Source organism: Nostoc sp. CmiVER01, from assembly GCF_034531135.2.
Classification (GTDB): Bacteria; Cyanobacteriota; Cyanobacteriia; order Cyanobacteriales; family Nostocaceae; genus Nostoc.
In genome coordinates this window covers 63,625-90,500 of the sequence record NZ_JAVRBU020000009.1, presented here as the reverse complement: position 1 = coordinate 90,500, position 26,876 = coordinate 63,625, and the positions used below count along the sequence as shown (strand labels likewise).

Sequence of the window (26,876 nt, the reverse complement as noted above, 5' to 3'; positions counted from 1 at the left end):
TATCAGTTATCAATTAATCTTTATACTTAAAAGCTTGTTACTGTAAAACTTTAAGAAAAGCTTTTATGAAAAATAGATTAGTTATGAATGCGATTCAAAGTGACTTATTTTCTGGGTTTGACTCTGCTATCAATGAGCCAAAGAATAGTACAGAGAAAGAAGTATTATCTATGCCAGATGCAAATGTGATTTTCTATCATAATTTTTTTAATCAACAAAAGAGCGACGAGCTTTTTCAAAGCTTATTTAACGAAATCAAATGGCGGCAAGACAAGATGAAGATTTACGGCAAGGAAGTAAATTTGCCAAGAAAAACTGCTTGGTATGGAGATAGAAACAAATCATATACATTTTCAGGCATTCATCTTGAACCAGAACCTTGGACACCTACGTTGCTACAAGTAAAAGAGAAAGTTGAGAATATTGCAAAAATTAAGTTTAACAGCGTTTTGCTCAACCTTTACCGAGATGGAAATGATGGAATTTCCTGGCACACTGATGCTGAACCCGAACTAGGTAAAAATCCTGTAATTGCTTCTGTTAGTTTTGGTGGAGTAAGAAGGTTTATGTTTAGGCATAAGCACGATAAAAATTTGAAAGCAGAAATTGAGTTAATACATGGCAGTCTCCTTGTTATGGCAGGAGTAACCCAGCATTTTTGGCAGCATCAGATTCCAAAAACATCTAAAAAGGTTCAACCAAGAATTAATCTAACTTTCAGGGTAATTGGTCATTCTCGTTGATGGTATTTAGAAACAATCATTTGCAATATACAGCCTCCCTTACACAATAGGGAGGTTTTCTCTTATTCTGAGACTTACGCAAACTCTACGATTCTTGGCGTTCTTCTCTAACGAGACGCTACGCGATGGCGTCTTGGCGGTTCGATAAATTAAGCTTTTTAGCACTTTTTGCGTAAGTCTTATATTCAATAAGTTATTGAACAATTAACTACACACCCTCATCTAGTGCCTTCTGAATAGCTTGACGGCAAAATTCAGGTGGGTCATCCTTAGCTTTAACCGCATCCTTCATTTCCTTAGTGACACGGAAACTAAGCTGTTCATTTAGCTCTTTACTTTGTGGATTACCAAAATTTTCAGGTTTACCCTTGCGGTCAGACATTGTTTAGAGATGTAAATATAGCTTTAAACCGACGAAACCATCGGATAATAGTTTTAAATCGGTGAGCGTACTGTCTGGAAAACTTGTAACTCACCGATACCACTTTTGAGAAATGGTAACTCTATGTTTACACGTTCGGAACTCGAAATCAAAACCATCAAAGAACTGCGTGACCTATGCTTACGTTACGGCATCAAACCAACCGGGAATAAAGGGTACAAGACCTCATGGATTACATCCTTGATGGTATTTCCTCGAATGGCATTATCTCAATTCGAGGCAGATAAAGGATTAAAACCTCCTACCTTTGCTTTCATGCAAGCACTGAGTAACGCTATAGATGAGATGAATGCTCCTACTGATGAGCAAGCAGCGCTCATCAAAATCACGATGGAAGGAAAAATCATGAATTACCCAGATAGGTACACTCAAGAGAAACTGCTAGCTTTGCATAAAGCAAAAATGTATCTTGAAATGGCGATCGGGTTACTAAGCCAGTAATCATCTATTAATCTCTGTCAGCTAGCTCCCTTCATGCTAGAGGGGAGTTTTTTGTCAGTGCCTTGGGGTGCAGGGTAACAGTATGTGACTTTTTTGATGTTTTTAAAGGAAAAATCGATGTGAATTTCTAAATAGATGTTAGATATCTGGAGTTATTAGGGTAATACTTAAGAACTCTAAGGATATAGGATAGAGATATGCTTTTATTGCCTTTTCCCTGATAAAGGGGTTGAGAAAGTAAGCATTTTATGAGCATGATTAACGAGTATGATTTTATATTTATGCTTAAATGAATGCTGAAATTAAGATATTTGAGCATTAGATAAGTATTTGAGATAGAAAAGAGTAAAAGTATTGATTTTGTGTTAGTTCAAGGTTTTCTCAACTTAAACAAACCATTTGACTGGACTTCTCACGACTGCGTAGCGCGAGTGCGAAAATTATTGCGCCTCAAACGTGTCGGACATGCGGGAACCTTAGATCCAGCTGCTACAGGGGTTTTACCAATCGCTCTTGGTAAAGCTACAAGATTATTGCAGTATCTGCCAGAAAACAAAGCGTACAAAGCCACTATTCGCTTAGGTGTGCGTACTACAACGGATGATTTACAAGGCGAAATTATTACTTCTCAACCTTGTGCTAGATTGAGTTTGGCACAGGTGAAAAGCGTATTACCACAATTTGAAGGCAAGATTGAGCAAATACCACCTAGTTACAGTGCAATTCAAGTGGATGGTAAACGCCTCTACGATTTAGCACGCCAAGGTAAAACAGTGGAAGTTCCAGTGCGAACAGTGGAAGTTTTTCAGATAGATATTTTGGACTGGAAAGAAGGGGATTTTCCCGAATTGGATGTTGCGATCGCCTGTGGTTCTGGTACATATATTAGAGCGATCGCTCGTGACTTAGGTGCAATTTTAGAAACTGGTGGCACTCTTGCTGCTTTGATTCGCACTCAAAGCAGTGGTTTCGATCTAACAGATAGTCTCACTTTGAGCGACTTAGAAACTAAACTACAAGCGGGAATATTTCAACCGATTTCCCCAGATGCAGCTTTACAACATTTGTCATCTGTGACTTTACCAGCAACATCTGCTCAAAAATGGTGTCAAGGTCAGCGAATTTCTCTAACTTTTGATGTTCCTAAAATAGTACGAGTTTATGATGAAGAGACTCGCTTTTTAGGTATTGGGCAATTACAAGATGAAGTGTTAATTCCCCAAATGGTTTTTGAACCGATTTCTTAAAACTGTAATAAGTTAAAGGGTTTAATTTGAATACATTTGACCACAATGTGTAAAATTGTCATCAACAGTAAATTAAATGGTAGCTCTACCCAATAACTGGGCAGATATTGAATCTGATATCATATATCAAACAATGAGTGATTTACTAGTTTCCTTTAGCCAAGAGCAAATAAAACTGGGAATAAAATATGACCATAATGGCAAACATTTAAAAGCTATTGAGAAAGGTCAAGTTCCGCCACGCGCTAATGCTGGGCTTGTTGCTTCTCAAGAAGAGGAGTACGATTTGAAATCAAAAGTGTTAGGTAAAGGCGGCGATAGACAATTTCATGCAAAGTTTATTGATGGTGTGTTGCACTTTCCAGGTTTGGTAACAGAACATTAGTGCAGAATACATATGACAAGACTAGAATTAAAAAATCATCCAGTATGGCGGGATTTAGTTGAAATCTTAGAAAAATTAGATGCTCATAGACTAGTTCAAGAACATCTTGAACTATGTGATTATAAGGTTTGCGGCTATTGGGATGAGCAAGATAAATATTATGAAATAATTACTTTGCCCCCTATCCTCGAAACAGAATTAGTTAGCAGTTCTATTGGTTTTACTGATAAAAAACGCTTTTTAAAACTAAAGTTTGTTTTCACAGTCTCTAATATTGATGCTATAGCTCAGTCAATTCATAACGCTCAAAGAATTGGTGAGTTACTTCTTGTCTATGATGAAAATCTAGAATTTGTAGATGAAAATTGGCTTTTAGATATTAATTCCCCTTTTTTGGATATCAAAGTTTCTCACACCTGAATACTGTAGCAGCTTCAACTGTAATCGAATACTGCAATGCTTGGCAGCTAGCCGTGTGACACGATTAGAAAAATAATATAACGAACTACTATGACACAAAGTCCAAATCCAATTGAGGCAATTTTAGAGCAGACAGCAGAAAGGGCTGAAGCGAATGCGACAGGAATAGAAGCGATCGCTAGACAGGAGAACTACAAGTAATGAGCGATCGCCATCCTACCACTGCACGTCTCAATGTCTACATCCAAGGTCAAGGATTCCCCATTTTGGGCTTACATGGTCATCCTGGTACTGGTCGTAGTCTATCTGTCTTTACTAATCATTTATCAAAACGTTATAAAACTTTTGCCCCTGATTTACGTGGATACGGCAAAAGTCGCTGGAATGGTAATTTTAATATGAATGACCATTTAACTGATTTAGAAGCGCTGCTAGACCGCTTTGAGATTGAAAAGTGTCTAGTATTGGGATGGTCGCTTGGGGGTATTCTGGCAATGGAACTGGCATTACGTTTGCCAGAGCGGATTACAGGGCTGATTTTGGTGGCGACAGCCGCAAAACCCCGTGGTAGTCATCCTCCTATCACTTGGCAGGATAATTTATATACTGGGGTTGCTGCCCTGATAAACTATATAAAACCGAGTTGGCAATGGAATATTGATACTTTTGGTAAGCGATCGCTTTTTCGCTACTTAATCCAACAACATACATCTACCGCTTACAAATACATCGCTACCGCAGCAGTACCAGCTTATTTGCAAACCTCTCGTGCTGCTACTCGCGCCCTGTATAGTGAAATTCAATCGGGATACAACCGACTTCTAGATTTGCCACAAATAGAATGTCCTAGTTTAGTACTAGCTGGTGATAAAGACCGCCACATTACACCTAGTTCCAGCTTAGAAACTGCTCAACACCTCAACAATTCTCAATGGAAGTGTTATCCCAACACCGCCCATCTTTTTCCTTGGGAAGTTCCCCAGCAGGTGCTGAATGACATTGACCAATGGCTGGAAGTTAATCCGCAGGTAATTAGTAGTCAATAGTCTAATATTTAAAAAATATTTAAAAAATTTTGACTATTGACGAAGAATAAATCGAGAGTGAAGATGTGGTGACGCGGTGAGTGAAAAAGACGCATTAACGCGGTAAAAGAATCTCAATCTCTCCGTATCTTTGCGTCCCAGCATTCTCGCATCTTTTCCATTCTCTGGCCTAACTTAACTTAAATCTGACCGCCAAAGGCAGGCTGTACTTTGCGGTCAAATCTTTCCCCCAAGTCTTCAGCAATTGTTAAGTTATTAGGTTTACAGCGCTTGATGTTCACAGAAATTCCTTGCGCTCCTTCGCTCTCCAAATCTTCTATATATCCAATGCTTGATAATTTTGCATCAGAAGAACTTAGAAATGGCCCGAAGTAGTATGTGCAACGGGGATTTTGCGTCTTAATCTCTACCCACCAAGCCAAGCCGATGAAGTCGAATGTGTTAATTAACACTTCCTTGAGGTTATGCCAAATGGTTTTCATGGTTTTAGCCAGTTTATAAACGTCTACAGGGTGTTAAACGATATGTTGCTTTATTATCTTTTACATTTCTTTATACTCTGTTACTGTTATTTTTTCAAAGAGTTTTTTTGTAATTTATCTAAGTGCAAGGTATTTAGCGATCGCTGGCGATAAATTTCATAAAGCGTCATACCTGCTGCTACAGAAGCATTGAGGCTGGGAGTCTTACCTTGTAGAGGAATCGATACTAAGAAATCACAGGAGCGTTGAGTCAACATACTCAGACCTTCGCCTTCTGAGCCGATTACCAAAACGATTGGGCCAGTGAAATTGACTGTATGCACAGGTTCGCTTCCACTTGCAGCAGTACCGTAAATCCAATAGCCAGCTTCTTTTAATTCTTCCAAGGCGCGGCTGAGGTTGACAACTCTAGCTACAGCAAAATTTTCTAAAGCACCTGCTGCCACTTTCATCACAGTAGAAGTGATCCCAGATGCTCTTCTTTGGGGAATCACTAAACCTTGAGCGCCTATTGCTTCGGCGGTGCGAATAATTGCTCCCAAGTTGTGGGGATCAGTAATTCCATCAGCCACGACAATTACGGGATCGGTTACAGCTTTTGCCTGTTCAATTAAATCGGGCAATTCGATGTAAGCGTAGGGAGCAACTTGTGCCGCCACACCTTGGTGATTGGCTCCGTTGGTGAGATAGTCTAAACGCTTGGGTTCAACCTCGTCAATAACTGTGCCATTTTCTTTCGCTTGCAAGAGAAAATGGTGGAAGCTGGGGTCGTAGCGCAGACGGGTAGTAATCCAGATACGGTTGAGATTGCGCTGATTTTGCAACGCACTCAATACTGGATGACGACCGTAGATGAGATCGTTATCTTCTTCTGTCGGTGTAGATACAGGCGGCTGGGAGAAATTGCTATTCCGTTGGCGGGAGTTGTCAATAGGGTTGCTATCTATTTTCCTGGGATTACGAGTCGGATTTGCAACATCTATTTTCCTGGGATTACGAGTCGGATTTGCACCAGAAACAGGGTTGCTATCTATTTTTCTGGGATTGCGAGTCGGATTTGCATCAGAAACAGGGTTGCTATCTATTTTCCTGGGATTGCGAGTCGGATTTGCACTAGAGACAGGGTTGCTATCTATTTTTCTGGGCTTGCGAGTCGGATTACTAACAACACGCTTACCCTGAATTTTTACGGGTTGCCCACGATTTGATTCGTTAGAAGTCTTGATTTTTCTAGGTTTATTCTGCATTTGAGTTATAGATATAGCGTATGGTTGGTCATTACAATTACGTCAATTTCTTTAACCAAATCTACTGATGTGGCTACTTAAAATTAAGTTCTCACTCTTTTTTTACATGAAGCATTTGCAACAGTTCGGTTAGACGCTGGTAATCGGTGAGATATAAATAGCCAATTAAGGTTTCTAGACTGGTTGCCTGTTGATAAATTTCGGGATTAAGTCGCTTAGGGCGTCCTGTGGCGGCGTTTCTACCCCGTCGGACAATTTCTAATTCAGTGTCCCTGAGCTGAGGAACCAGCGATCGCAAATGTAGCGCTTGTGTTTCCGCTCTTACCTGCTCCACTACCAGACTATGGTAAATTCCTGCTCGCTGCAATGGCAGCAGATAGAACATTCTAACATATAACTCATAAATTGCATCCCCCAAATATGCTAAAGCAGTAGGAGAAATTTGTTGCACTTGTGAGAGGGAAATCTGTTGGAATGGCGCTGTGGTTGTCAAGAGTGCTTGAGTCCAAGATAAAGTCTGTTTGGAAGTTTCATCTTGTCCATCTAATACCTCTTCCTCCTGTGACTTCACAAATAAATCATTCCTTGACGGGCTACATTTGGCAGGCATTCTTTGCAAAGACTGATTTTTCTGAAGTAAGCCATAATTCTATACTTAGCATAATCAATACTATCAGAAATACTTAGCTAATTCTATCTTTTTGATTAAGAGTTGGCATTTAGCTCACCCTGATGTCAATGCCCATAAAGCCAATTTTCCCTACTTGTGGTCTGTGTCTAAAATAGGGTAAAATTTTGACATCAAATTCACCCTGTTACTTGATCGCATTGTCATGCTTACTTAGTAAGCGACAATTTTTAACTATACACTATCAAGTCAAGTTTACCTATAAACAAATCTGCTGGCTTTGTATTTCTTACAAATTTCTCAGACTTGATGTTTATCCGATAAGAATCCAAAAATTACATACCCAAGAACTGGGTGTCTATATCTTTAATTATCGCTCATTTAAAAATAATAGCTTAACTGGCTTTGTGCCTCTCCCACGAGGAGAGAGGTTTTCTGCCAGAAGTTTTAAAAATTAAGCTATCCGATGTTGAATCTAGATAGCCGAATTGATCTCTCGGTTCAAGCAATCAAGACTACTTAACGTTTTCTAGAGCTTCTTCAACTGATTTTTGCAGGGAGAGAAACTTCTCTAGGCGAACAAGCTTGACCGTTTGAGTTACCCGGGCATTAGTGACGATTTGCAAAGTGCCTTCGGCAGTTTGAGCCTGCTTGGCTAGCTGCACCAAAGCACCCAAGCCAGAGCTATCAATAAAGTCGATTTGTGAGAGATCCAAAATAATATGCTTAGGGCCCTCGTCAATCTTACTGCCAAGTACCTTGCGAAATGTCGGCTCAGAAAAGGCATCTAACAAACCTGTGAGGCGGAATAGCTGACAGTTATCCCGGACTTCACGAGTGCCCCTCAGGCTAACGGTTAGATTCAATGGATCAGCAATAATTCCCTCCTCATAAGTTAAAGTGAACGCTCAAGTATAGATGGTTTTTGAGCAAGTTGTCTACAATCTACTAGAGGATTGGGGATTGGGGATTGAAAAGAGGCAGAGGGGCAGGGTGCGGGGGGCAGAGGGGAAAATTCCTCTCCCCTGCTCCCTGCTCCCCTTATTCCCCATTCCCCATTCCCCATTCCCCATTCCTTATTCCCCATTTTTACCTCACTTCGGCTGTCTCGGCTTGACGTGCTGTTCGCATGGCTTGAACAAATTGCTCAAACAAGTAATCAGCATCGTGAGGGCCAGGACTGGCTTCTGGGTGATATTGTACAGAGAATACAGGTAGAGATTTGTGACGTACCCCAGCAACGGTGCGATCGTTTAAGTTCAGGTGGCTGATTTCCACAACCGCCGTAGGTAAAGAATCTGGATCTATAGCAAAACTATGGTTTTGGCTGGTAATTTCTATCCGTTGTTGTAAACCGGCTGGCTGATTTAAACCACGGTGACCAAATTTAAGTTTATAGGTTTCTGCCCCTAGTGCATGACCTAAAATTTGGTGTCCCATACAAATACCAAAGATGGGCTTTTCACTTAACAAAAGCGCTTTGGCAGTTGCAATTCCTTCAGTGACGGCAGCAGGGTCGCCAGGCCCATTTGAAAGAAATACACCATCTGGATTGTAGTTGAGGATTTCCTCTGGCGGCGTATCAGCAGGCACAACAATTACCCGACAACCATAACTTGTTAAGCGACGCAAAATATTCCGTTTTACGCCAAAGTCAAGGGCAACAACGGTAAAGGGTTCTCCAAGACTTTCCGCAGCCTCCGAGTTGAATTCCCAAGCTGGAATTGTGGGATCTGACCATTCATAAGCCTTTGTTGTGGTAACTTCTCGAACCAGATTCAATCCCGCCATATTGGGAGCCGCCTGTACCTGCTCTAGCAATTCCGCCTCATCGAGAATAGTTGTGGAAATGCCACCGTTCATGGCTCCAAACATCCGAATTTTGCGGGTGAGGGCGCGGGTATCGATGCCGTAGATCCCTGGTACTTGATTTTGTTTAAGGTACTCTGGTAAGGATTGTGTCGATCGCCAGTTACTCGGATGGTGACAAATATTCCGAGCGATCGCACCCCGAACTTGGGGCCCATCTGATTCTTCATCTTCAAGATTGACACCAGTATTGCCTAATTCAGGATAAGTAAAAATGACAATCTGACCGCAGTAACTTGGGTCGGTTAGTACTTCTTGGTAGCCAGTCATACCAGTGTTAAAGACCACTTCTCCGATCGCGGTTCCCGTAGCACCAAAAGACCAACCGCGATAAGTGGTTCCATCTGCTAGGACAAGTAAAGCTGGTATTGCGTCAGACAGGGGCATAGTAAATTGGGGAGTGGGGAGTGGGGAGTGGGGAGTGGAAGAGGCAGAGGGGCAGTGGGAAGGGTGCAGAGGAGAGGAATTTTCCCCCTGCTCCCTGCTCCCTGCTCCCGTGCTTCTTCCCCATCCCCCAATACTGCGATTGTTAATTATCCCATGAGTTAAGCAATTGGAAGTTTTTAAAATAGTTAATTAAAATTAAAAGGGAGTTAAATTAGCGGGAGTGGCTTTGGCAAAGCTTGGACGGTTAAAATTAATTATGCTTCAGTCTTTTTTATCCCGTGCAACCCTAATTTTTCTATCAAGCGCTCTAGCGGTTTTGTGTGTTGCCTGTAGTGAAGACCAACGGAACACTGCGACTGGTGGCAATGAGCAACCTGCGCCAATTGGGGATCAAGCATCAGTACAGCCTGCCGTCGAACCAACAACACCAGCAATTACCCCTACTCCAGAAGCACAGGCGCTAGAGCCGCTAACGTCTGAAAGTGAACCAAGTCTTTTTGAAATGGGACGAGACAAAGCTGTTGGCGCTTGGAGTATTAGCCGATCTGCTCAATCTCCAGATGATTGGAATTTGGTGGCAAGTCAGTACCAAGATGCGATCGCGCTGATGCGAAGAATCCGGCGACAAAGCCCAGAATTTGCGATCGCTCAAACCAAAATTACTGAATATCGTCGCCAGATTAAATATGCCCAACAGCAAGCTAATCCTCGCCCTGTGCGCGTTGCCGAACCGAAGAAGATAGTAGTTGTGGTTCCCCAAACAATAACCACACCAAAGTATACCTCACCTATATCGCCTCCACAAGAAATAAGCCCGTTACCGCCAAAACCAGCTTTGCCTTCATCAGCAGTGGTAATTCCAACTCAGGAAGTATTTACAGCCCCGATTAAAAGGCGAATTGGTGGAACGCCAATTGTCGAAGTCACCTTTAATGGCCAGCAACAATTTGACATGATTGTAGATACGGGAGCCAGTGGCACTGTAATTACCCAAGAGATGGCTGATAGTTTGGGAATAGTGCCAGTGGGCAAAGCTAAGGCAAATACCGCGAGTTCTAGGGCTGTAGAATTTTCTGTGGGCTACGTTAATTCGATGGCAGTTGGCGGGGTAACAGTGAATAGAGTAGCAGTAGCGATCGCAGGTACGGAACTAGAAACTGGACTTTTAGGACATGACTTTTTTGGCAACTACGATGTCACCATCAAACGTAATGTGGTAGAGTTTCGTCCGCAATTGCGATCGCAAATTAATCCGCCAGAAACTCAACTAACTCCTCCAACTTCGTCCAAGCGGCCCCGCTTTGTAGGATATCCTTAGCGATTTTAATCCCTTGGGCGTGATCGAGGAGTGCGATGGTACCCCCTACTTGCAACGCCAACGACGCATTTAAGGCTACTGCATCTTGTTGTGCCTGAGTTCCCTTACCCTGGAGTACAGCCTTGAGAATCTCCGCATTTTCTTGGACATCTCCACCTCGAAGCATACCTATAGAAGCAGGTGTTAGATCCAAATCTAGGGGATTAATGCTAGTTAACTGCACTTCTTTGTCTGATAACACCGCCAAGTCAGTTAAATCTCCTAACCCAGCCTCATCAAGTTTTTCTCGTCCGTGCAGCACAATCGCCTTTTCCTTGCCCAAATTCTGTAAAGCCTCGGCAACTGTTGCCAAAAGCTTAGGAGTAAATAAGCCCACTACCTGCCCAGTTGGACGCAAGGGATTTACTAACGGCCCGAGCAAATTAAAAATTGTTCGCACTTTCAAAGTCCGGCGTAATGAAGCAACCGCCTTGAGTGCTGGATGCCAACCAGGGGCAAACAAGAAAGTGATCCCGACTTCTTGTAATGCGGCTTGTACTTTTTCACTAGAGGCATTTAAGTTTACACCCAAGGCTTCTAAAACATCTGCACTTCCCGTGAGACTTGAGGCTGAACGATTGCCGTGTTTGGCGACAGGTATACCAGATGCTGCGGCGACAAATGCAACTGCTGTAGAAATATTAAAGGTTGATGAACCATCTCCACCAGTTCCACAGGTATCTATTAAGGGGATTGGGGATTGGGTAGATTCTTCCCCAGCCTCCAGTCCCCAGTCCCCAGTCCCCAGTTCTGATTGAGATTGTAATACTTCAGCCATGCCGGTTAACTCGTCGGCAGAAATGCCTCTAAAGTTTAACGCTGTTAAAATAGCCCCTGATAACTCTGGGGGAACCGCTTCACTGAGCCAACCTTGCATCAATTCAGCAGCTTGAGTTCGGGACAAGGATTGGCCATCTATTAATTGTTGCAGCAGGACATACCAGCTAGCAGAGGATTCTTGAGCAGGGATTGGGGAAGTTATCATAGCTAAGGTTTGTATGTTGTAGCTATATTAAGAGCTATGGGGTTATCCTACCGGAAAATTGGAAGCTATCAAAGTTAGCCTTAAATCTCAAGCCTTAATTGCAAAGGTGGATTAGCAAGATTGTGAACTTGTGATTTTTTTTCCAAATCAAGTTTAACTTCGTAATTGGTAATGAATAACTCTTTTCCTTTAGCCGCACCACTCTGCTTATAGTTATTCATCCCATACTGTAATTCCCACTCTGAAATATTAGCCCATTGAAAATTTTCTCGAATGTGCAATGAGTCATCGTAGGTAATTAGCCAGCGATGATGACATTGTTGCAATAGATTAGCAAATCTCTGATGTTCAAAAGAAGTGTGCAAGTCACCATCTTTACCGTAGAGTTTTGATTTCGTAGCGCTAAAATATGGCGGATCTAAAAATAAAAATACATCTTCGCCTTCTGATTTTAATAGGTGACTGTAATCCAAATTAGTAATTTGGATATTTTCTGAGAGAATATTTTCTAATTTTTCTAATCTTTTTATTGAAGAATCAGTAAATCTTTTATGAAAAGCTTGTTCAGAAAAACCGCCTGATTCTACGGTTCCAGAAAAAGTAATTCTATTGAGGACGAAAAAGCGAACTGCTCTTTCTAAATCAGATAATTTATTTACATCTACACTGATCAATTCCGAAAATAATAATTTGCCATTTGTATATTTTACTTTAATATGTCTAATTTCTTTAACTAACTGAACTATATCAGACTGGGCAACCTTCCAGAATAAGAAGAGTTCACGGTTTAAATCGTTAATCCAAATCTTGATATTAGGGAACTTTTGTCTTAAGTAAATAAATACAGAACCACCACCTACAAAAGGTTCTCGGAATTCCGAAAAGCTTTCTGGTAAATATTCAGATATTTGATTTATTGCTTTCGATTTACCGCCAGGATATCGGAGAGGACTTTTGAGCATAAAGTAATTTTTATGGCTTAATAATATATTTAATTATTCAAATATTTAGAAAAAAGACAACCAATTACTTGATGGATAATAACCAGTCATGTCAATTGGAAGAAATATGGAATTTTGCAGTTTAGTCCACCTAATGGTGGTAGTATTTCCACTAATCACAATGTAATTGCCTATTTGGGGATATTAGAGTGCGGTTTTTCTGTCTAATCATCAGAATTAGAGGTATTAGACCGATAAAACCAGTCTAATAAATAGTTTGGCTGCTACAAAATCTGACTGGTGGGAAATTTTATATTTATCCCAGCCAGAACAACATTTTGTTGCAACTGATATCTGACAGCAGCCAAGAGAGTTAACCGTTTCATGTAGCGGTTGCGCTTGAGCTTGTCTTTAAGCTTTTGTGTCATATCTCAAGTAGGGAATCTCAATTTTTAGTTATTAAAGCGAGACAAAAAATGCAAAATAAATCTGTTCTGAGGAATATTTTCAAGGTAATGGCAGTAATTTTGGTCATACTGGGTATCTATACTGCTCAGTCTGCTATGGCCAGCGATCAGACTTTCACAAAGGCCAGTCTTCAGGGAAATTATGCCTATATCAACAACAGTGCTAATGTTGCCAGCTTAGGACCGATAACCTTCAATGGAAAAGGTGGACTAACTATCGATCTCATAGCGAACTTACCGTGTAGCAATCCCATTCCTAATTGTTCTAGAAACATTAACGATATTCCCCGGGTGACGAATGGAACTTATTCGGTAGCAACAAATGGTACAGGTATTGCTACGATCCCTTTTTCTACCGGCACGGTTACATATAATTTTATAATCTCCGAGACTGAGAAAAAAGGAAGCATACTCTTAGCAACCCAGGTTTTTGCGATTGGTCAAAAAGGAGGATTGGCCGGGCAGTTAATCGCTCCCACATGGAGTCGAGTATCAGACTAAGGATAGAGCAAGCATAGCCGAGTAGAGTGAGCAAGACTGAAGCCTTGTTCACTCTAACGGTTTTTGTAACATTTTATTTGTTACTGTACATAAGCGATCGCAAACTATCTAAGATAAAATTACGCACTCGTAATATTTGCCTATAAATTTTATCTATAGTTTATGTTGCATTTTCGTAAAAGTCTGTTACATTACTTAACAGGCAGTTATAACTGTTACAACATAAAAGCTCGGAGTATTATTTATGGCAGACGTTAAGAAGACTACGGCTTCGGTTCCAGAAGATCCTAATGCTTTACGCTGGGGCTTCACTCCTCAAAGCGAAAATTGGAACGGTCGTTTTGCAATGATTGGTTTTTTATCTGCCGTTGCGCTTGAAGTGTTTTCTGGTCAAGGGATTTTACACTTCTGGGGCATCCTCTAGATTTAAAGGTTTTTAGTTTCATTAGATTATGAGGCAAGGCTGGGATTAGTAAAATTGTCTGCCTTGCCTCGTAATCTCAAGAATTAAAAAAGTTGCTAGCAGTTAGCGTGATGAGCGAAATATTACACGACCGGGAGATTCTTCCTGATTAATTCGTGCATATACTCGAAGACAAGTTAAGACTTCGCCAGGAATACCACCACAGTCTAGTTGTAAGTCATCTTTGGATGAAGCACAGATATCTGCATAAAGTCCTGATAATTGGCGAATTCGCACTTCATTACCTGCATTAATAGCTTCGTCAGCGACTTTCTTCAAGATGCGCCGTGATTCATGTTGTAGCTTTCCCCACCAAGAATAGCGTTCAGCCGGTGGTACAAATACTAGGGAATGTATAGCTTCGTCCATGTCAATCCAAGCACGGAGAATTGACAGGGGATCAGTATTTTTTTCAGCTTTTTGGGTGCGTTGGAAGCGATCGCTTAAAGCATCAATATATTGATCGCGCTGTTCTACTTTGGAGTGTAAGGAAATGACATCGAAGCTAAAAACGCTCTTTAAAGCATGATGTAAATCTGGGTCTATTTCGATAAAATTCATATATAAAAATAGGAATGCTGCTGGTAAATCGGATACATTAACTTGCGTATTTTTAGGATTTGAAAGTGTTTGTTGGTATAAGCATAATCCCTGAGTTTGAACAGTACCACTAAGTCCGGGGTAGATAATTTCGTCGCGGATAAAGGGAAGTTGATAGAGGTTAGAATTATCTGCGATCGCACCAACTTCTTGAGCTAAATCCAAGGTGCGCGATCGCCAAGTTGCAGCTAAATCCTCTGGTACTCGCAACAGCTTGCGTTGAATCTCATTCCACAAATCTGAGTCCGTTGTGCTTTGCAGTTGGGAATTACCCAGATAATAATTAAGTTCTGAGTCAGAATCAAAAACTTCCCGCAAATGATTTAGTTTTAAATCATCTGGCGCATCTTCCCAACCAGTATTTTGCTGTGGAAGTGAAGGTTCCAACAGGTTATGAAGTTCTTGCAGCACCTCATCGCATATTTTAGATCCTGGATCTAGTGGTAATTCTGTGCGAGCCTGATTTAAAGTAGCCTCTAGCCCATACAAACTAAACCGCAGTAACTGGGCTAACTCTGAATTTTCTATCTCTAATAATTGACGCAAGTGCTGCATGAATCTCACCTCCAAATATTTTTGTAGCTAATAAACTTGGCAAACCTCTGCGCCCCTTAGCGTTTAAAATCTTAATTTTTTCAACGCAGAGGAACGCAAAGGTTAGCGCAGAGGAACACAAAGGTTTAATGCAAGAGTTAATGTATACCGCAAAAGGGATCGCGTTCTTTATCAACTTCGTTGGGCTGCAATTCTAATTCAGCAAGATAAACGCATCCCTCTTCTTTGAGGCATTCCTGACTGTTTGATGTCCAGTAAGGGACTTCACCGGCGTGCATCCGCAAAATACCTTGATCGTCGAGAGTTACACGATATTGGCAAGGGTAATCTGTTGTTACATCTGGTTTGCTGAGTGCGCCAATTCTTATCCATTTTTTGCTGTTGGTTTCGGCGTCTGTTTGATAAATATAGAAAGTGTGTTGGCCAGTTTGCGGGAAGGGAGGTAAGGGATTACTAATTAACCCAATTCCTGGTTCCGTCACGCCATCGCGCAGATAGTGAAATTTTTGGAACAATTTACTACCATCATTTCCTACTTCAAACACAAGATGATAGGCATCTGGTTGATCAACAGTTGCGGACTCAAGAACATTGACGGCAATATCACCATCATTTAAATCTTTATTGAAACGTTCCACAGCAATATTCCAGTTCAATTTGCCATCAGCAAATAGCGCCGAAGTTCCTGAAACTACCGATTCCAAATCAATGCCAGGAATGTCAATTAAATAATGCGGATTTCCCTGACAAAGCAATACACTAAATTCAAGGGTTTGGTCAATCTCAAACTGAACTTTAATTTTTCTCAAAAACTCTGCTTCTTGCATTCCCAGTTTATTCATGAGATTTTTACCGTCGAAGCTACCCCATAGTCGTAAATCTCCATCTTCGTAATCTTGACGGTAAATAATATTAGTTAATTGGATTCCTTGCCATGCAGTCCGAACCTTGGCGACAGTTTCCCAAGGTGCGAGTTGATAGAGTTCTTGTCCAGCCTTGAATATAGTGAGTAAATCGTTACTTTGGGTTTTGCGTTTGAAGTTGCAAGGTAAATAATAAAACAGATTTTTGACATCAATTTCTAGCTGGTTAGCACCTTTACGTAGCAAGCTTTTAGACTCTTCTGGATCGAACCTTAATCTTCGTAGCTTCTCGGCATAGCAAGCACCGGCGGAGGTGGCTAATTTGGTAAATTCCAGCACAAAGGTAATTCGTTCTGGATTCCAGACAAAATATGGAGATTTACTAAATTCTTGGTAGATTTGGCGCTGCACTATGTCTAAATTACAAGTTTTTCCAGACAAAATTAACCAATCAACTTTTTGGGAATTCCAAGAATCTTTGGTGATATCATCGGGACGCAAGCGACTTTCCATTAATCCTTTGGCAATACCGATCGCTTCTTTAATTCCTGAAACGGCGGCTCGTTCAAATTGCTGGTTATCTAGGGTAACGCAGATGTTATTTGGATCTTGAACTTGCAATTTAACGGCGCTTTGGGTGAGCAGTTCAGAAATTTGCTGTTCAGAAAGCGTGAAAGTTAATAGAGAATTATCTGCTGGTGGCTTTTGCCCAAGTTTAAGTTTAGCGGCTTCCGCATGATCCCAGAGGATATAAAATGATTGCAGGCGTTGGGGCGTTTGTTGCCAACGGGTGGGTAATACTTTCTCGGCAGTATCTAGGGCATCTTTGTAAGCAATATCACCTTCTGGATTTTCTTTATCTAGACATTTTAAAAGACTATCAGTTTTGAATTTGCCTTGTTCTAAAAAGCGCTCGTTTAACTCAGAGTTAATTAAATCTTCTAGCTTTTCACTTTCTATATAACCTGATGTAACTGATGTCAACAAAAAATCTGCGATCGCAACTTTTAATAATCTAAAAATTCGCAGCGTAATTAATTCACCACCTAACTGTAAATGACCAGATGAACCTAATAGTTTGGGAGTGAGTTTATAGTAACGTCCTCCTAAACCCCGGTCTTCATAATCGGCAAAACTAGGAGTTTTATCTTCTAAAGTCAGTTCAATTAAAGCTAAGTCTGTGGTTCCGCCGCCAATATCTAAAACGAGAACATTTTGTGACCATTTATTTCCGGCTTGGCGACAACGAGTTTTGAATGACTCGATGCCAATGTTGAGATTACCACCAAATTCTCGCCATAAAAAGAATATCGCCACAGAAACAGCTTCATCATAAGCAGTTTGGACATCATCGATCCCCAACTGCTCAACTAATTCCTTAACTTCCTTGCGAACAACTGGTGGGGCGACAGTAGGGTAGGTGACAACTGCTGTTAAAAAATCTCCTTCTGAAAATCTGCGTTGGGCGCGTTGGCGGTAATCTTCAGTTAACTCGATTAAATGCGCCCAAGCAGATTGAATCAGTTCGTTAGCGGTAATTAATTCTTCTTTACCATCCAAAATAACTGGAAACAAACGATCCTGACCAAAATAGCGTTTGGGTGAATGGTGAAACCTGCTGATAATTTCCTTTAAAGAACCGCTTGTACCTTGAGCGATCGCCTTTTTTCTATTATCTCTCGCTTCCCTTCCCATCCGCAGTTTTAAGTCGCTTAACTGCGAAATTTCCGACTCGCTGGGAATCTCCGTATCGCGGCGATCAATATCCAGCACAACTGGAATCAGATTTTGCGACTCTAGAGTAGGAACGCGGAACACTTCATGATAGATTTGGTAAAGTTTTTTGCTGACAGCACGGCGGAATCTCTCACTGTTTCCTAAAGAAAGTTCAATTTGGCGAATTGCTTCCAAAAATCGCTCTTTATTGTCACTTTCAAAGACTTCACTCAATCGGCTGGGTTCTATCTCCAGGTTTCTGCTAATTTCTACAATAAACTTTTCCCAATCATCAGCACTGACATCTGGTAAAGCCACTGAGGCGGGAGAACTCAACCATTGTGATAAGCGATCGCGCAGTCGCATTTCTTGTTCTTTGGGTAGAATTTCTGCGATCGGTACTTCAATAGGATCGAAAAGTGTAACTGTAGAATTTGATGTACCAAAATCTAAAGCAAACCATCCTGGAAATCTTTTTTGTTGTTTCTCGCTTGGTTCTTGCTCGCTATATTTGTTGAGTTGAAAAGAGTTCATTATATTATCACTTTCTGTTGTTTGTTTTATACCTGGCTAAAAACTGTAATGTTCTATCATAAAATTACAAATTTAGAGAATTTTTGGTCTTGTACCATTGATTCTCTTTAGCACTGGCTTTTTTATTTGTCCCGATATCTACGTCGGGCTACGCTTTTATATGAAAGGGCATAGGCGTAGCCCAAACTAGGCATCGTTACGAAAATTACGGCAGTTACTGAGTTTATGTTGAAGATTGTTGCTCAGTTGCAAATCTTACTTCTTCGATAGTTAAATTAAGTAATTGGGCAACCTCTTCCATCGACATACCACGAGCTAAAAACTGAGGTACAAGTTCAAGCTTTAGTTCTTCTCGTCCTTCTTTTCGTCCCTCTTGTTTAGCTTCTTGATAAACTCTAGTTTCTTCTAACTTAACTCCTAACATTGCCTCTACCTCTTCACGATTTAAGTTTGCAAATTTATAAACAGCGATCGTTGTGATTACATCTATTATCTCTTCCTTAGCTAGAACAGTTATCTGTTCTTGTTGCACCCGCTCAATTAAACGTTTCGCATCTTGCACCATTTGAGTATCTGAGGCAATAGTTAACTGCATCAAACTAATACCTACTTTTTGCTCATCAAGACTACCTAACTCATCTAAATAAATCCGTTGTACTTGAGAACTGTTCAGTAGCGATCTGTGAATAGTAGTCTTTTCCGGTTCCAAGCTGCGAGATTGTAAAATAATTACTCCGTACCAGTCATCGTAAAGCGACGGGTTACGATACATATACAGCATTGATTCTGAGAAAAACCGATGGTACAGTAACTCATCCTTTTGGAATTGCACCTCAGCAAAAAAGATCATCTGAGGTGTTGCATCAGGTGGAGGTAAAAATACCCCATCAATCCGAAATGTTGGTTCTTTAACTTCAACAGATTCAAAACGATAGCTAGCAGCTTCGGCTGGTGGCTGTTCTACTAACTCAAAAAACAATCCTGGGACACGCTTGAAAATTGTATAAAAAATCGCATCACGTCTCACAAATACATCCTCATAAACCTACCCGATCGCAATCAGTCACTTTCTGAGTTAGCTTATCTCAAATCATCTAAGTAAGAAACAGCAGCAAGTTCTGAAATAATCTGCAACCAAGTAGGAATTGCTATCTCAGATGGCAATTCTCCAGCCGCCAAATACCTCAGCAAAGTTTCTTTTTTTGAAAGGTTTTGCAAACTAGGAATAATTTGATCCAAAATGCCTTCTAGTTCAGAATTTATTTGCTGATTAACTTCGCTAACATACTGCACAAGGTGAAGACTGGCGCTAGCAGTGATTTCATCTCGCAGCCGCAGTACTAAAAGTTGATGATTGCTCGATCTAAGTAAACCTTGGCTTTTTTCTGGTGCCCAATCAAAGATTTGTCCAACGTTGTGTTTTTCGTCTTTACGTGCTAAAGGAAAGATAATTTCGGGTGCAACGGTTTTGTCTTTACTAGTGATTTCGGAAATGATTGCATCTTTCCATTCATTAGGATCGCATCCTAGTAATAATTTGTAAAAGAGATCGGCATCTTCAAAACCAAATTTTTCTTCGATTTCTTGTTCCATATCTGGATGGAAAAATGCCTGCAATTGTTCGCGTTCTGGGGCTACATAATTTGACAATTGATTCAACAAATCTACCACTGCTTGATGGATGCGATCGCGGGCAAAATCTTCTACTTCTTTAACGGTTTTCTCAAATACTGGATAAAAATCATCGCTCTTAGTTGGAAGCGAACTATTGACGCGATTTCCCCGATCAAATAATTTCCCGGCTGCACCTTTAGATTCTGCCAGAGCGATCGCTCCATTGTTGGCTTTGTTGAAGAGTAAAGTCCACTGGTTCCAATTCAGGATTCTAAAAGTGAGTTCGTCTTTAACTACATCGCTGACGACTACACCACGTCGGTCTTTGAGTGGTTCTTTCCCTAAATCTTTTTGAAAATTCCGATAGATTTTATCCAAGCTTTCGACCACAAAGCGCAATTCGATAAAGGCGGGACTATCACCTGTAGGGATACCTTGCTCGTGAATTTCATCTATGATGTCCTTCAAGTGATCTTGTTGCTGACTCACCACATCAGCCGCTCTGCGAGTATCTTCATACAGTTGCTTTAGACCATGAGTCGCTACGTGGGTTTGAATCAATTCCCGCAGCTTACTGAGTCCCCCATCTTGACTAAAGTAACCTAGCTGTCTACCCAAATAACTGCGAGTGTTAGATCCTAATAGTTGTTCACTTAATCGTTGCCATTTTTCTTGTAGCCGTTTAGACCGATCTAGATAATCAGGATAATCTAAGTTAGCCAAAAACTCTGTTGAGCCTGCTTTCACGCTACTAGAACGTTTTGCCAATTCAGCTAGTCCCAACAGTGGCGATAGTAAAACGATGCGGTCTTTTTGAGTTGTAAACGCTTCTGCACCGTCAATGGTTGTTTGCAGAACTTTGAGTTTTTGGAAAACGGTTTCCTCTTGTAAATGGCTATCTTCAATCAGTTGGTCAAGTTCTCTTTCACCACCTTCGCTGTCTAGAGGGAGTTGATCAAAGCGACCTACACCTACGAGAATTAAATCTTTCAGGTCTTGTCCCGGTCGCTGCTGCTGCATCATCGTGAAGATTTTATTGGCGCGATCGCTCCCTGGAGATTTACCATTTAGCAATACCAAAATTGTTTGTACTTCTGCCAATTCTCGCAGCGACAAAAAGGTATCCCTAGCCCCCGAATTAGCAGCCCCCAATCCTGGAAAGTCGATAAGAATAAATTTAGCTGCACCTGCAAAATCCCAAATTTCCCGTGAGATTTTCACATCAATATCGACGCGGCGGATCAGTGGGAAACTGTTTTGCAATAACTTTGTTGGTAGCCTTTGGGGTGGACTTGGTAATCGGATATGCGCTGGCGGTAAATCTTCAAATTTCAGAGTTTGGATTGCCATTGGCTGTTCGACTAGCTGTAGCCCCTCGCGGGCGGTGGTAGCATCAATCTGGTAACGCCCACCACACATAACTTCTCCATAAGCCTGATAAGCCCGCAGGAATAATACCAACTCCCGGAGCAAATAACGTAGCTCTAAATTGTTACTGCTATTCCATGCTTCTTCACACCAGCCAATAATATCTGTGCCAGAGTTGAGTTTCGATACTGGTATAGGAGGAAGCCCTGCTGCTGTCGTCCGTTTATTGGCTTCCCCTAACATGAAGCGTAGACACTCATGCACTCCTTCATGAGAAAGATAATTTACCGTAAAATTACTTAATTGAGTAGTAGCAAATTCATCTTGCGGTATGATGTGTATGGCGGTAACATTACCTGTAGTCGGGTTTTCGCTAACAGGCAGAGCATCGGCATATCCAATTAGACTGCCTAAAAGTAGAGTTTTCCCACTACTGAATTCCCCCATCACCCCAATTTTGACAGGTGAAGTTGCCAGGTCTACAGTTTTCTGGGCAGCTGACCGCAGACGCAGAAGACAGTCGTCAAGACTAGCTGGAACCCAATCTTCTTGTTTTGAAGGGTGCTGGGGCACAGAATCTATCTTTCGGAGGATGAATTCGCCGTACTCCTTAAAACGGCCCAGTTTATCGGGTTCCATAAAGTAGTTTCCGCCTAACATTAATTTCTGTGAGCTTTATAACATATAAAATGCGATTGCTAGCCATTGTTGCAACGTGTTGATATCACATTTAGCATTTCTCTCATTTAATTTGCGATTTTGGGATGAGGCGTTTTGAACGGTCAAGATAACTTTGAAAAATCGGGTTTGAATTGGAAAATCGAAAAAGAATTTAGAAGTCAGAATGGGCTAAACTCCTCGCTACCGCTAACAGGAGCCACAATGAAGTAAGTAGAGTTTTATACCACAATTTAACTAAAGACTCCTTGATAGAGACGTGGGTATTAAACCCTTTTATAGCCTTTATTTTCAGAGGATGTCGCAAAAGTATTAGATGAATATAATTCGCTACTACATTAGCATTGTCTACCTACGCGGAAAACATAAAAAATTTATTAACCGCACGGTATTGAGTCGCCAGGACTCTAATTCATGCTGAATTCTTCTTGATAAAAAATCAATATTGATTTGATATGAATTTTCTGATTATTGTAAATTTCTGATAAAGATATAAACACTTCATAGTGAATCATGTAGTTTCTGTGAAGCTAAATCACGCTCTTGAGCAATGCGATTACATAGCTAAGATAAATTTGTAGCGAATTTTAATAAGACACAAAGTAAACAAGTTTCTTGACACATGGATAGCTTAAATTTCACCAAGCACGCTGAAATTCATCTTAATGATAACTTTAGTATTTTCTTAATTTATTTACAGTAAAAGAGAAATCTTTGCAAACAAAAAACTAAATAAAGTATTAAAATAAATAACAGATTGAAATGAAATTATATTTATTAAAAAATTATATTTTCACACTATTATTTTAATAATTTAGGCAGAGCAGGCAGGCAAAAGTGTTTTCTAAAAAGGTGCAGAGCAACATTAACCAAATCATGGTCGAAGAGGAAGAAATAGAACAGGATGAAAAAGTATTTTGCCAGCAGGCGGATACTACTCCTCTGATGATTTGGATGACTGGATGCAATGCACTTTACTGTTATTTAAATGCAAGTTGGTTAGAATTTACTGGAAAACATCTAACAACAGACGCGTCTGTAGCTACGCGAGAAGAGGAGATAGGCAATATCTTGGCTTGCAGCGTCCATCCAGAAGATAGACAGCAATGTGAAGATATATATCTACGAGCATTTACGGCGCATGATTCGTTCCAGAGGCAATATCGTCTGCGTCGGGCTGATGGCGAATATCGCTGGATTTTAGATACAGCCGCGCCACGGTTTGCAGCAAATGGTAGCTTTGTTGGTTACATCGGTTATTGCATGGACATAACAGAAGTGCCACCTAGCTTGAGAGAAAGCAGCCAGGTATCTACAAATTATCAACGAAGCCAGGAAGCAGAATTAGCAAAAGCACTAGAACAACTACAAGCTGAAACTGCAAAACGCCAAGCAGTTGAAGCACAATTACACCAAAAAACATCAGAATTTGCAGCGATTTTGCAAGCGCTTCCTGATTTATACTTTCGTCTTGATGCTGATGGAAGTATTATAGATTACAAACTAGGGAAGATGGATTACCCGTATATCCCAACAGGAGATTGTCAGGGCAAGAGTTTGCGAGAATGCTTACCGATCGCTATAGGCGATCGCTTCCAGCAGGCAATAACTCAAGTACTTGAAACTCAATATGAAGTCAGTTTTGAATATACCTTAGCACTACCATCCGGGAAGAATAATTTTGAAGCTAGGTTATTACCATTAGCAGACCAGCAAATCATAATTCTTGTCCGTCACACTAGCGACACTATCCAAGCAGCATTCATAGAAAGTGATAACAAGTTTCGCAGCATTGTCGAAAACGCCAATAACATTATTTTTGCCCTGACACTTGAAGGGATATTTTCTTACGTTTCTCCTAACTGGACAGAAATTTTTGGACATAAGGTTGCAGAAGTTGAAGGTAAATCCTTTGTTCCCTTTGTACATCCTGACGATGTGCATATTTGTGCCGATTATTTTCAAAGAATTTTGACAACAAGTGAGAAACAAGACGCAATTGAATATCGCGTAAAACACAAAAATGGTACTTGGCGATGGCATACAAGCAACTCATCTGTTATTAAAGACGCCAATGGCAATGTTTTAAACTTCGTTGGTATTTGCCATGACACCACTGACCGCAAACAAGCAGAACTTGCACTTAGAGAAAGCGCCCAACGAGAAGCCCTACTCAATCGTCTTTCTAACCAGATTCGAGCTTCCTTGGATCTCAATTACATTGTGCAAACCGCAGTACAAGAAATTCGTAACTTATTCCAGATCGATCGCTGCGCTTTCTTTTGGTATCGCCAAAACGTTGATGTACCCTGCTGGGAGAGAGTATATGAGGCGAAAAGTTCCTCTTTCCCCTGTACGCTTAATCAGCAAGAAGCAACTAATGCAGAAATCGAACTAATCGCAGCTAAAACCTTAAATAGAGAAATTATCCGCATTAATGATGTTGAGACTGTCAGCGATGGTATTACACAGCAGTTTTTGCAGGATTTTGGTTTCACTGCTTTTATGTCGCTCCCCGTACACACCCAATCAGGTGAAATTGGCACATTTAGCTGTGGTTCTTGTAGTGGTTTCCGGCCTTGGTTGGACAGCGAAGTAGAATTACTACAAGCAGTTACAGTTCAATTAGCGATCGCCATTGACCAAGCAAAACTTTACACCCAAAGTCGCATTGCAGCCCAAACAGCCCAAGACAAAGCCCAGCAACTAGAAGCGGCACTACTAGAACTTCAACAAACCCAAGCACAACTGATTCAAACTGAAAAAATGTCCAGTTTGGGACAATTGGTTGCAGGTATTGCCCACGAAATCAATAATCCTGTCAATTTTATTTACGGCAATATTAGCCATGCCCGTGAATATACCAAGGATTTGCTGCACTTGGTAGACCTTTATCAACAGAACTGCCCACCAACACCAGAGATTCACGAACAAGTCTACGCCATTGATTTAGACTTTCTCAAGCAAGATTTACCCAAAATCCTAGATTCTATGGACATGGGAGCCGAACGCATTCGGCAGATTGTCCTATCTTTACGCAATTTCTCTCGCCTTGATGAAGACGGCACAAAGCCAGTAGATATTCACGAAGGTATTGATAACACTTTGCTGCTGTTGCAAAATCGCCTGAAAGCCAAATCAGGACATTCCGAAATCCAAGTAATCCGAGACTACGGCAATCTGCCACCAATAATGTGTCACGCTGGACACATGAATCAAGTGTTTATGAATCTGTTGACAAATGCGATCGATGCTTTAGAAGAGGGAGTGGGGAATGGGGAATGGGGAGTGGGGGAAGAAACACTCTCTACTCCCTACTCCCTACTCCCTACTCCCCAAATTCGCATTCGCACACTCATCCAAGAAGGCGATGTAATCATTGGTATTGCCGACAATGGTCTAGGCATGACTGAGGAAGTACGCAAACGCGTATTTGACCCCTTCTTTACTACGAAACCCGTCGGTAAAGGCACGGGCATGGGATTATCAATTAGTTACCAAATTATTGTCAAAAAACATGGTGGGCAAATCCAGTGTATTTCAGCACCAGGAGAAGGTACCGAGTTTGCGATCATGATTCCATTCAAGCAACAACCCGATTTGTAATTATTACGCAATTTTAATCAAAACTTAATTAAATGTTAACCTACTAGTTGTTAACTAAGATTAATTCGCTTTTTGCTGCAATATTTTGAACCCCCCAACAACCTAAAATTTAGAGTAATTGGGGGATTATTTCTTCTAATACGGGGAAATAAGAGTAGAAATGTTGCAGTTTAATCATTTAAAAAACGTTGTAATGATAGTATTATCTTTGCGTAGGTGTAGTCCAATACCATTCGGTTAAGGAATTTCTTGGTTCAGGCAGGCTCTTGAGGCAGTTCGGGAAGACAAGCAGGGGGAAGAAAAATTATGATACAACCCCAAAGTCAAAATAGTATCACCTACACACGCGTTATCCACCTAAGTCATGTAATTGATATAGATATTCCCCAATGGTCTGGCGACCCTCCAGTAGAATTTGAAACTGTGGCTGAACTGAATAATGATAGCTATTACCTGCGACGTTTTTCCTTGGGGGAACATAGCGCTACTCATATCAACGCCCCTAACAGTTTTCATAGTTATGCTGTGGGAATTGACCAATATCCCGCCCAGTCTTTGGTTGTACCTGCGGTGGTCATAGATATTCGCCAAGCCACAGCAGTTAATCCTGATTATGCCTTGACTATTGCTGATGTTCTGGCTTGGGAAGAAGAATACGGTGAAATTTATCCTGGTTGCGTAGTTATACTGAATACTGGTTGGCAAAAAAAGTGGTTTGATAAAAGTGCATTCCTAAATCATGATTCTCAAGGAATTGCCCATTTTCCAGGCTTTGGCAGCGATGCGACTCAATTATTATTGGATGAGCGGCAAATAGCAGGGGTAGGAATTGATACTCATGGTGTCGATCCTGGACAGGATAACAGTTTTGCTATTAACCACTTGGTGTTGGAGAAACCGCGCATTGTATTAGAGAATCTCACTAATTTGGATCAATTGCCACCGAAAGGTACTACTCTAGCGATCGGCATTCTCAGGTTGCGTGGTGGTTCTGGTTCTCCTGTCGGGGTGTTGGCGTTCGTGCCTTAATTTTTATATCGATATTTTTTCTGGAGTTTACAACGCGCTCAGATAGCTCACCGCAGTTAATTACATGCAATATTGACATCCCGACTGCAAAACTTTCGCAAGTATTACAACACGCTGCGCGATCGCTCAGTTTCACAAAAATTTGTGTCACTTTCAGCAAAGAATAATTTGTAGCCATGCCCTTACCAACGTATTTGTATTATTACAGCGAAATCGTAAAACCCTTATTAATAAAAGCTTTCGCAACAAGAAAATCTAAATG

24 protein-coding genes are annotated in these 26,876 nt (G+C 40.9%); 11 read left to right on the top strand and 13 right to left on the bottom strand.

The window, feature by feature from the left end; translation table 11 throughout:
• Window positions 1-65: 65 nt before the first annotated feature.
• Entirely contained in the window at window positions 66-743 is a 678-nt protein-coding gene (locus tag RMZ43_RS16705; protein WP_322652489.1) for an alpha-ketoglutarate-dependent dioxygenase AlkB family protein, read from the top strand.
• 208 nt (window positions 744-951) lie between these two features.
• Here RMZ43_RS16705 and RMZ43_RS16700 read toward each other — a convergent pair whose 3' ends face one another.
• On the bottom strand, window positions 952-1,125 hold the full coding sequence (locus RMZ43_RS16700; protein ID WP_229463161.1) for a hypothetical protein: 174 nt from the start codon (window positions 1,123-1,125) through the stop codon (window positions 952-954).
• Between the two features lie 123 nt (window positions 1,126-1,248).
• On the opposite strand from RMZ43_RS16700, the gene RMZ43_RS16695 reads away from it, so the two are divergent.
• From RMZ43_RS16695 to RMZ43_RS16675, 5 genes are all read left to right on the top strand, one after another.
• Window positions 1,249-1,626 carry a hypothetical protein gene (locus RMZ43_RS16695; RefSeq protein ID WP_322652488.1) on the top strand — a complete coding sequence of 126 codons (378 nt, stop codon included), beginning with the start codon at window positions 1,249-1,251 and terminating at the stop codon, window positions 1,624-1,626.
• 362 nt (window positions 1,627-1,988) lie between these two features.
• On the top strand, window positions 1,989-2,873 hold the full coding sequence (gene truB, locus RMZ43_RS16690) for a tRNA pseudouridine(55) synthase TruB (protein WP_322652487.1): 885 nt from the start codon (window positions 1,989-1,991) through the stop codon (window positions 2,871-2,873).
• A gap of 76 nt (window positions 2,874-2,949) precedes the next feature.
• The gene (locus RMZ43_RS16685; protein ID WP_322652486.1) at window positions 2,950-3,258 is read left to right on the top strand and encodes a hypothetical protein; all 309 of its coding nucleotides are present in this window, start codon (window positions 2,950-2,952) and stop codon (window positions 3,256-3,258) included.
• 12 nt (window positions 3,259-3,270) lie between these two features.
• Window positions 3,271-3,678 carry a hypothetical protein gene (locus RMZ43_RS16680; RefSeq protein WP_322652485.1) on the top strand — a complete coding sequence of 136 codons (408 nt, stop codon included), beginning with the start codon at window positions 3,271-3,273 and terminating at the stop codon, window positions 3,676-3,678.
• 200 nt (window positions 3,679-3,878) lie between these two features.
• Window positions 3,879-4,724 (top strand): alpha/beta fold hydrolase, encoded by an 846-nt coding sequence (locus RMZ43_RS16675; RefSeq protein WP_322652484.1) that lies wholly within the window; start codon window positions 3,879-3,881, stop codon window positions 4,722-4,724.
• 179 nt (window positions 4,725-4,903) lie between these two features.
• Here RMZ43_RS16675 and RMZ43_RS16670 read toward each other — a convergent pair whose 3' ends face one another.
• The 5 genes from RMZ43_RS16670 to carA all read right to left on the bottom strand — a co-directional run bounded on the left by RMZ43_RS16670 (window position 4,904) and on the right by carA (window position 9,337).
• Window positions 4,904-5,206 carry a DUF1816 domain-containing protein gene (locus RMZ43_RS16670; RefSeq protein WP_322647165.1) on the bottom strand — a complete coding sequence of 101 codons (303 nt, stop codon included), beginning with the start codon at window positions 5,204-5,206 and terminating at the stop codon, window positions 4,904-4,906.
• Window positions 5,207-5,292: 86 nt separating this feature from the next.
• On the bottom strand, window positions 5,293-6,453 hold the full coding sequence (gene rlmB, locus RMZ43_RS16665) for a 23S rRNA (guanosine(2251)-2'-O)-methyltransferase RlmB (RefSeq protein ID WP_322652483.1): 1,161 nt from the start codon (window positions 6,451-6,453) through the stop codon (window positions 5,293-5,295).
• Window positions 6,454-6,544: 91 nt separating this feature from the next.
• Window positions 6,545-7,024 (bottom strand): Mini-ribonuclease 3, encoded by a 480-nt coding sequence (locus RMZ43_RS16660; protein ID WP_322647163.1) that lies wholly within the window; start codon window positions 7,022-7,024, stop codon window positions 6,545-6,547.
• A 572-nt stretch (window positions 7,025-7,596) separates the two neighbouring features.
• Window positions 7,597-7,947: an STAS domain-containing protein gene (locus tag RMZ43_RS16655; RefSeq protein ID WP_199326607.1), complete on the bottom strand. Its 351-nt coding sequence runs from the start codon at window positions 7,945-7,947 to the stop codon at window positions 7,597-7,599.
• A 223-nt stretch (window positions 7,948-8,170) separates the two neighbouring features.
• A complete protein-coding gene (gene carA / locus RMZ43_RS16650) occupies window positions 8,171-9,337 on the bottom strand; it encodes a glutamine-hydrolyzing carbamoyl-phosphate synthase small subunit (RefSeq protein ID WP_322647162.1) in 1,167 nt (388 codons plus the stop codon).
• Between the two features lie 256 nt (window positions 9,338-9,593).
• Here carA and RMZ43_RS16645 point away from each other — a divergent pair, with 256 nt between their 5' ends.
• Complete coding sequence (locus RMZ43_RS16645; protein ID WP_322652482.1) at window positions 9,594-10,655, top strand: retropepsin-like aspartic protease family protein; 1,062 nt, start codon at window positions 9,594-9,596, stop codon at window positions 10,653-10,655.
• Here the strand turns inward: RMZ43_RS16645 and trpD are convergent.
• From trpD to RMZ43_RS16630, 3 genes are all read right to left on the bottom strand, one after another.
• Entirely contained in the window at window positions 10,585-11,679 is a 1,095-nt protein-coding gene (gene trpD, locus RMZ43_RS16640; protein ID WP_322652481.1) for an anthranilate phosphoribosyltransferase, read from the bottom strand. The two genes, RMZ43_RS16645 and trpD, sit on opposite strands and share 71 nt — an antisense overlap.
• 80 nt (window positions 11,680-11,759) lie before the next feature.
• Complete coding sequence (locus RMZ43_RS16635; protein WP_322652480.1) at window positions 11,760-12,641, bottom strand: DNA adenine methylase; 882 nt, start codon at window positions 12,639-12,641, stop codon at window positions 11,760-11,762.
• A 263-nt stretch (window positions 12,642-12,904) separates the two neighbouring features.
• Window positions 12,905-13,048, bottom strand: a complete 144-nt coding sequence (locus RMZ43_RS16630; protein ID WP_322652479.1) for a hypothetical protein — start codon at window positions 13,046-13,048, stop codon at window positions 12,905-12,907.
• A 48-nt stretch (window positions 13,049-13,096) separates the two neighbouring features.
• On the opposite strand from RMZ43_RS16630, the gene RMZ43_RS16625 reads away from it, so the two are divergent.
• Together RMZ43_RS16625 and RMZ43_RS16620 are read left to right on the top strand one after the other, a co-directional pair.
• The gene (locus RMZ43_RS16625) at window positions 13,097-13,588 is read left to right on the top strand and encodes a hypothetical protein (RefSeq protein ID WP_322652478.1); all 492 of its coding nucleotides are present in this window, start codon (window positions 13,097-13,099) and stop codon (window positions 13,586-13,588) included.
• Window positions 13,589-13,832: 244 nt separating this feature from the next.
• Entirely contained in the window at window positions 13,833-14,012 is a 180-nt protein-coding gene (locus tag RMZ43_RS16620; protein ID WP_109008463.1) for a high light inducible protein, read from the top strand.
• A 102-nt stretch (window positions 14,013-14,114) separates the two neighbouring features.
• On the opposite strand, the gene RMZ43_RS16615 is transcribed toward RMZ43_RS16620, so the two are convergent.
• The 4 genes from RMZ43_RS16615 to RMZ43_RS16600 form a co-directional block, all read right to left on the bottom strand.
• Window positions 14,115-15,206: a hypothetical protein gene (locus tag RMZ43_RS16615; protein ID WP_322652477.1), complete on the bottom strand. Its 1,092-nt coding sequence runs from the start codon at window positions 15,204-15,206 to the stop codon at window positions 14,115-14,117.
• Window positions 15,207-15,343: 137 nt separating this feature from the next.
• Window positions 15,344-18,319, bottom strand: a complete 2,976-nt coding sequence (locus tag RMZ43_RS16610; RefSeq protein ID WP_322652476.1) for a molecular chaperone — start codon at window positions 18,317-18,319, stop codon at window positions 15,344-15,346.
• 223 nt (window positions 18,320-18,542) lie between these two features.
• Window positions 18,543-19,346 carry an Rpn family recombination-promoting nuclease/putative transposase gene (locus RMZ43_RS16605; protein ID WP_322652475.1) on the bottom strand — a complete coding sequence of 268 codons (804 nt, stop codon included), beginning with the start codon at window positions 19,344-19,346 and terminating at the stop codon, window positions 18,543-18,545.
• A 53-nt stretch (window positions 19,347-19,399) separates the two neighbouring features.
• Window positions 19,400-21,940 (bottom strand): proteasome protein, encoded by a 2,541-nt coding sequence (locus tag RMZ43_RS16600; RefSeq protein WP_322652474.1) that lies wholly within the window; start codon window positions 21,938-21,940, stop codon window positions 19,400-19,402.
• A gap of 915 nt (window positions 21,941-22,855) precedes the next feature.
• Between RMZ43_RS16600 and RMZ43_RS16595 the strand changes: the two genes are divergently transcribed.
• Complete coding sequence (locus RMZ43_RS16595) at window positions 22,856-25,585, top strand: PAS domain S-box protein (RefSeq protein WP_416212415.1); 2,730 nt, start codon at window positions 22,856-22,858, stop codon at window positions 25,583-25,585.
• A gap of 306 nt (window positions 25,586-25,891) precedes the next feature.
• The gene (locus RMZ43_RS16590) at window positions 25,892-26,614 is read left to right on the top strand and encodes a cyclase family protein (protein WP_322647153.1); all 723 of its coding nucleotides are present in this window, start codon (window positions 25,892-25,894) and stop codon (window positions 26,612-26,614) included.
• Window positions 26,615-26,876: the final 262 nt, after the last annotated feature.